General features: G+C 67.9%; 9 protein-coding genes and 1 pseudogene. 9 read left to right on the forward strand and 1 reads right to left on the reverse strand.

Annotated elements, in window-relative coordinates:
• Positions 1–3 precede the first annotated feature (3 nt).
• From ETP66_RS10085 to ETP66_RS12455, 3 genes are read left to right on the forward strand one after another with little or no spacing between them, the layout of a single operon-like run.
• Positions 4–672 carry a helix-turn-helix transcriptional regulator gene (locus ETP66_RS10085; RefSeq protein WP_130842495.1) on the forward strand — a complete coding sequence of 223 codons (669 nt, stop codon included), beginning with the start codon at positions 4–6 and terminating at the stop codon, positions 670–672.
• Positions 635–1177 (forward strand): hypothetical protein, encoded by a 543-nt coding sequence (locus ETP66_RS10090; RefSeq protein ID WP_124105522.1) that lies wholly within the window; start codon positions 635–637, stop codon positions 1175–1177. Before ETP66_RS10085 ends, ETP66_RS10090 begins: the two co-directional genes overlap by 38 nt.
• The gene (locus tag ETP66_RS12455; RefSeq protein WP_124105521.1) at positions 1174–1767 is read left to right on the forward strand and encodes a zinc metallopeptidase; all 594 of its coding nucleotides are present in this window, start codon (positions 1174–1176) and stop codon (positions 1765–1767) included. Before ETP66_RS10090 ends, ETP66_RS12455 begins: the two co-directional genes overlap by 4 nt.
• A 124-nt stretch (positions 1768–1891) precedes the next feature.
• Here the strand turns inward: ETP66_RS12455 and ETP66_RS10100 are convergent, their stop codons facing one another.
• Positions 1892–2203, reverse strand: a complete 312-nt coding sequence (locus ETP66_RS10100) for a hypothetical protein (protein WP_093006994.1) — start codon at positions 2201–2203, stop codon at positions 1892–1894.
• A 65-nt stretch (positions 2204–2268) separates the two neighbouring features.
• Here ETP66_RS10100 and ETP66_RS10105 point away from each other — a divergent pair, with 65 nt between their 5' ends.
• From ETP66_RS10105 to ETP66_RS10125, 6 genes and pseudogenes are all read left to right on the forward strand, one after another.
• Positions 2269–2475: a hypothetical protein gene (locus ETP66_RS10105; protein ID WP_130842496.1), complete on the forward strand. Its 207-nt coding sequence runs from the start codon at positions 2269–2271 to the stop codon at positions 2473–2475.
• A gap of 113 nt (positions 2476–2588) precedes the next feature.
• On the forward strand, positions 2589–2870 hold the full coding sequence (locus tag ETP66_RS10110) for a hypothetical protein (RefSeq protein WP_130842497.1): 282 nt from the start codon (positions 2589–2591) through the stop codon (positions 2868–2870).
• 238 nt (positions 2871–3108) lie between these two features.
• Positions 3109–3798 (forward strand): sigma-70 family RNA polymerase sigma factor, encoded by a 690-nt coding sequence (locus tag ETP66_RS10115; protein ID WP_236630231.1) that lies wholly within the window; start codon positions 3109–3111, stop codon positions 3796–3798.
• Between the two features lie 108 nt (positions 3799–3906).
• The gene (locus ETP66_RS12005; RefSeq protein WP_167764532.1) at positions 3907–4911 is read left to right on the forward strand and encodes a hypothetical protein; all 1005 of its coding nucleotides are present in this window, start codon (positions 3907–3909) and stop codon (positions 4909–4911) included.
• Between the two features lie 672 nt (positions 4912–5583).
• A complete protein-coding gene (locus ETP66_RS11880) occupies positions 5584–5964 on the forward strand; it encodes a hypothetical protein (RefSeq protein WP_135260237.1) in 381 nt (126 codons plus the stop codon).
• A pseudogene (locus ETP66_RS10125) lies at positions 5961–6297 on the forward strand (IS200/IS605 family accessory protein TnpB-related protein); the annotation flags it as partial. The gene ETP66_RS11880 and the pseudogene ETP66_RS10125, both read left to right, overlap by 4 nt.

A 6297-nucleotide genomic window follows, 5' to 3' on the forward strand; every position in this document is an offset into this window, starting at 1 on the left:
GCCGTGCTCAGGGTCTACGCCCAGGCCGCCATCGGCGCCGCCGCGATGCCCGTGGTGGGCTTCATCACGGGAAAAGTGGTGGGGGAGGCTATGGCGAAGTTCCCACTCCTGGCGGTGGTGGGCGTGGTGGTCTACGCCGTGGCCCTGGCCGCGAGCTACGCCCACCTCCGGCACTACTACGCCCGCTTTGACGGCGAGGGGGTGCGGGCCTCCCCCTTCATCGCCTTCGCCGTGGAGGTGGCCACCTTCTACCTCTCCTTCGCCTCCGTGGTCCTGGGGAGCGCCTGGGCCCTCTGGGGGAGCCTCATCGGGGCCGGGGTGGTGTTCTGGGGGAACCTGACCTCCATGAGCCTGGGCTTGGCGGAGCGGAAGCGGGGCGTGGACGCCCGGGCGCCCGCCGCTTTCCCGGTAGAGCCCCAGGAGGTGAACGGGGCCGTGAACACCGTGGAGCCCCGGAGGGAGGAGAGGGAGGAAGCCCTTCCCGTTCCTCTGGAGAAAGAAGAGCTTTCCCTGCTGGGGGCCCTCGAGGTCCCCAAGGGGCCGAGCGCCCTGGCCCGGGAGCTCGGGTGGCCCAAGTCCACGGTGGCCAAGAGGCTCCAGCGCCTGGTGAGCCGGGGCCTGGTAGAAGCGAGGGATGGCGTCTACCGCAGGACGGAGAGGGCTTCGGCCTGAGCTTTTGGGGGCCCTGGCGGGGCTACTGGATGGCCCCTGGGGGGCTCCCTTCACCGGGGCCCTATTCGCCAGGCGGGTGGGGTGGAGGGAGGCCTTCTTCTCCGGCCTCGGGTGGCTCACGGCGGGGATGAAGGGGGCCTCGCCCCTCCTCGCCCTCTGGGTGGGGCAGGGGGTCCTGGCCCTCTGGAGGCGGGGGGGCTGGTGGCGCCTAGGGGCGGGCCTGGCCTTCCTCCTCGGGGGCCTCCTCTTCCGGGGCCTGTGGCTCGCCCCCCTAGGGGTGGTCCTGGCCGGGGTCCTGCCCGGAGGATGGCGGTACGCCGCCCTGGCCCTGGCCGGGGTGGGCGTGTACGGGTGGACGGGACTTCTCCTCTCCTTGGGAGCCTGGGCGGCGGAAACGGTGGGTCTGGAGAGGGGTGAGCGGTTCCGGGGCATGGACGTGCCCGCCCTGGTGTACGGGGGGGTCCTCCTCCTCCGGAACATGCTCCTGGAGGTGGTGAACGGGTGAACGGCGTGCTCCTCGCCCTCACCGGACTCGCCCTGGTGGCGGGATACGCCGTCTACCTGGCGTTCACCGTCCTTCGCTACCGGGGTGTCCCTGTTCCCCTCGAGGCGGGCCCCTTCGCCGAGGAGGCTTTGCGGAAGGGCCTCACGGGCTTCCGGGTGCGGGTGGGCCGGAGAAACGGCGTGCGCTACCCGGAGCGGAGCGTCTACCTGACCCGGGCCGTGTACGAGGGGAAGAGCCTATACCACCTGGCCGTGGCCGTTCACGAGGTGGGGCACGCCCTGCAATGGCGTGAACGCCCCGAGATGGTGCGGGCCGCGCAGGGGGCCCTGACCCTGGCCCTGGGGCTTCTCGTCCTCGGGTTCCTGGTGGGCCCGAGCCCCCTCGGGGCGGCCTTCCTCACCGGGGGGTATGGCCTCTTCCTCGCGAGCCTTCCCCTAGAGGTGGACGCCAACCGGCGGGGCCTCGAGGTCCTGCCCCCGGAGTGGAGGGAGGAGGCGAGGCGGGTGATGGCCGCCCTCACGGGCTCCTACGTGGCGGTGCCCTTGGGCGGGCTCCTGGTGGCCGTGGGGTTCCTCGTGGGGTGGTCTTAGCTACACGCCGTTCCCCTCTCCCTTCCCCGTGTAGCTAAGACGCGCCACCAAAATCCAAACCCCGGAGCTCAGCGCCCCGGGGTGCCACGGAAAAGAAGGCTTCGGCCTTCTGAGATCCAGTATATCACGCCTCGGCCTTCCTCGGCGGGAGGACGGTGGCGTCCACGGTGCCGTCCTCGTTCTCCTGGAGGGCTAGGGCGGCGCCTTCCTTGGCCGCTTCCCGGAAGGCGGAGAGCCAGGCGTGGGTCCTGGGGGCCTCCCGGAGGTCCACGTCCAGGTAGGGGCCGAGGACGGGATCCTCGCCGATGACCATGCGGACCTGCTCCTCCTCCCCCTGGTCCCGGGCCACCGCCAGGAAGAAGCCCGCCAGGTTCTCCAGGTAGGCCCGGCCCTGCCCCTTGGGCCTCGCGTACTCGCGGAAGGCTTCGGCGAGCATGGCCCAAGTATAGCACAAAGTACCTTATTGTCTGAAAGCGGTCTTAGTGGTAGCATTAAATTGCCATGGAAGAGAAGGTGTTGATCTTCAAGGACACGCGGCACCAGGAGGCTTTCCGTAAGGCGCTGGAGCGGGCGAGCCTGGGCCGGGCGGCGATCCGCCCCGACCACGGGTGGCCCAAGCCGGCCCTCAGGGTGCGGGGGGTGAACCCCTCGCACGTCCTGGCCGCGGCCATCTGGGCGGGCTTCGAGCCCGAGGTGGTGCTGGAGTAGGCCTTCCGCCCTTCTTTGCCCTGGAAGGACGCCCTTATCCTTCCGGGGTTTCTTGTTGGCACGGGGAGCCCCTGAGGGAGTACCCTGGGGTCAAGAGCTTTTGGGGGTAGGAGATGCTTCGGAAACAGAACAAGCTATTGGCGAGGCAGGCGGTGGGGGAAGTCCTCCGTAGCCGTCTCTTCTGGCTCATGGTGGCCGGAGGGGTGGTCCTGGACCTTGCCCGGGGGGGCACCTGGCTCCTCTACCTGGCCGGGGCGGTTTTGCTCTTCCTCCTCGTTCTGGGGACCCTCTTCCCCAGGCCCTACCTGTTCCTCCCTCCGGACCCGGAGTGGTGGACCTACTGGGAGACCCGCAAGCTCCGGGAGGAGGTGCGTCGCCTCAGGCGGGGGCGGTAAAAAGCCTTTCGGCCCCCGTTTGGGGGCCTACTCGGTGGAGGTAAAAAACGACCGACAGCCAGCAAGCGGCTTCGGCCCTTTCAGTTTAGCCGAGGAGGGCCCTTCATCGCAAGAGGTAGCCACACAAGCTTGCTTTCCTCCGCCTTAAGAGGTACCATGAGGGCGGAGGTAAAAAATGCGCACCGACAGCGTCCGGCTCATGGCGGAAGGCGTTCGGCTTTTGACGAGGGAGCAGGTCATGAGGGCGTTCGTCGCGGAGGACTACGAGGCGCTGGGGCGGCACTACTACGCCCTGGCCCTCAAGGAGGGCTTCTCCCGGTTCCACCTCCTCGGGGACGAGGCGTTGGACCTCGCCCAGGAGGTGGCCCTCAGGGTCCACGGCTCCCTCAAGGCCTGGCGGACGGGCGAGCGCAAGCTCCCCTCTCCCTCCAAGAACCTCACCTTCTGGGTGATGGTGGAAGCCGACCGCGCTGTGCGGGAGTGGTTCTACCGGAACCGGGGGGTGGGGTACACGAACTCCCGGCTCGTGGCCAAGGTCAAGCGGGCCACGGAAGGGCTTCAGGCGGAGCTCGGGCGTGAACCCACGCCGGAGGAAGTCGCCGAGAGGCTCGGGATCCCCTTGGAGGTGGTGGAGGAGGCCTTGGCCGTGGCGGAGGCGGAGGCCATCCTCAGCCTGGACAACACCACCGAAGAGGGCACCCGGCTGGAGGAGTTCGTGGGCCACGACCCCTGGGAGCGCGAGGAGGAGAGGGACTTCGCCTTCAAAGCCCTGGAAGAGGCCATCGAGCGCTATGGCCTCCGGCGGAAGCTGGGCGAGAAGGAGGCGAAGCTCTTGGAGCGCTTCCTAGAGGGCGGCTTGGAGGAAGAGGAGCTTGAGGAGCTTGAAGCGGCCCTGAAGGAGGCCATGACGAGGACCCAAGCAGTCTAGGCGGTTTCGGCACCTTGCACCTCGCCTTGGAGGGACCCCCTTATCCCTCCAAGGTTTCGTTATTGCCAGAAGAGGCGAAAACAGGTAGCATGAGGTTGGAGGTAAAAGATGACCAAGGTCAGCGTTCGTAGCCTCTTCTGGGCGAGCGGCAAGGCGGCGGCTTCGGTGGAGGAGGCCCTCGAGGCCCTTCGGCGGCTCTGGAAGGAGGACGGGAGCGTGAGGGACCTGATGACCAAGGCGGCGAAGGAGGGCTACGTCCTGGTGGACACCCGGGACGTGCCCGCCCCCTTCGTGGCCGCGGTCAGGGTGGCCCTGGCCCGCCTCCGGGAGCGCCTGAAGGAGGAGACGCCCTCCACCTTGCTCGTGAAGGGCACGGGCAAGGCCAAGGAGGAGCGCAAGCCCGAGGAGCGCAAGCCCATGGTCTGGGAGTCCCCCGAGGGAGTGAGGTACGCCGTGGAGGTGTACGACCTTACCCCGAGGGAGGAGAAGCATTGGGGCCTTCGGGACAAGCGGGTGGAGGACGCGGCCAAGTGGTTGGAGCGGTTCCTCTCCGGGGTGGAGTACGAGGAGGGCAGGAGCCCCCTCGAGGAGGCCCTGGAGCACGAGGACAACCCCCACTTCCGCCGCGAGGACCTCATCCCCGAGGACCTGGAGGCCCGGCTCAGGCTCCTGGGCTGGGACGGCTCCTTGAGGACCCTCCAGGCCCTGGTGGCGAGCCTCACCGCCAGGGAGAAGGCTTTCGTAGAGGCGGTGCGGTCCATCTCCGCCCTGGTGGACCGCGAGAAGGGCCAGGTGGTGGCCCTGAAGACCCCTATCGGGTGGGAGGTGCGGCAGGGCATCTCCAGGGAGGCGATGAAGGCCGTTATGGCCGTCGGCCTCCTGCAGGAGCTCGTGAAGAACCCCTCCTGGAAGGTTCCCGAGGTGCGCCGCCACTTGGAAGCGGTGGCCGAGGTGGACACCCACCTGAAGGGGCTCTTGGCGGAGCTTGAGGCCATCGGCACCCTCCGCAAGGCCAAGTACCACCTGGACGAACTGGGGCGGGGCAGGGCGATCGCCGTCTACCGCGACCCTGCCACCGGGGAGCCCGTCTACCGGACCCCGGTCATCGGGTAGACACCCTTCTTTGCCCTGGAAGGACCACCTTATCCTTCCGGGGTTTTCTGTTTGGCGGACATCCTCTTTTGGCAACGCAGGTTGCCCGACACCCCTCCTTCCCCGATTTTCCCTCCCGCTTGTTGCGACCGAGCATTTGCTCAGGCACGACATTGTGTTTACTGAGCATTTTGCTCACCCGCAACATGGTTTCTACCGAGCATTTGCTCAGGCACAACATTGTGTCTACCGAGCAGATGCTCAGACGCAACATAGTGTCTACCGGGCACCTTCTCAGACGCCCACCTTTCCCGCGCCCCTCCCCGGTGTCCTCCTGGGTAAGACGGGGACACCACCGTCCCCCCGGAAAGGACACAGCCTCGAGGCTCCCCCCCGGCAGGCGGCTCCCCTGGTGGGCGGCCTGCGCCTTCTACCCCGCCACCTCGCCCTCCTCGGGGGGCTCAGGTGGCTCCTGGAGAGGCTTTGACACACCTGTGCCACCAGTTGTGCCACCGGTTGTGCCAGGGCGGTACGGGCCCGGGACACCCCACAGAACACCGGAACGGCTCGCCGGAACACCCCTGGAACACCTTGGGCGGCCTCGAGGTCAGGTGGAGCACCTAGACCGACGGAGCGCCCGGGGTAGAACGGCCCAGATGAGCGGGGGGGCCTGGCGGCCCCAAGGAGATAAGCATGATCGTCAAGCGCGGGAACTTCCTGGCAGGTCTTCAGGCTCCCGGGACCCTGGTGGCCGCCCCCACGAACGGGGTCCTCACCTCCCGGGGCCTGGTCATGGGGGCCGGGGCGGCCAAGGCCCTGGCGGAGGCCGAGCCCCGTCTCCCCCACCTTTTCGCCGAGGCCGTCCAGCGAGAGGGGATCCTTCGGAACGGGGTCTACCTCTACGGCTTCGTGGCCGTGGAGGCGGGAGGGAGGTGCAAACAGTTGGGAAATAGCGCACACTTCTTCACCCCAGCGCTCACGTGCTCTCACTTCCCGCCACCTCACCCCAGCGAGCCCCCGCGACATACGAAAAGCCCCGAAGCGCTATACTCCCCCACAGGAGGCCCCAGGTGAAGGCCAAGCCTAAGGCCACGCGCAAGCGTACCTCGCAGAAGAGGGCGAAAGCCTTCACCGGAGTCCACGCCCTCCTCCTCTTCCCTTCCGGAGAAGACCACAAGGCCACCCTGGACCTCATGCGCCGCTTCTCCGCTGGGGTGCGCTACGCCTACAACCGCTTGCTTGAGGGTCAGACCAGGGAAGCCCTCAAGCGGGAAAATGGCCCCCTCCGCATCTTCTTCGGCCTCAACACCCGCTACGCCGACGACGCGGTGATGAAGGCCCAGGCCCTCCTGGACTCCGCCCGGGAGAGAGGAGAAGACCCTAGGAAGGTCGTCTTCGGGGGAAGGA

This window comes from Thermus thermamylovorans, assembly GCF_004307015.1.
Classification (GTDB): domain Bacteria; phylum Deinococcota; class Deinococci; order Deinococcales; family Thermaceae; genus Thermus; species Thermus thermamylovorans.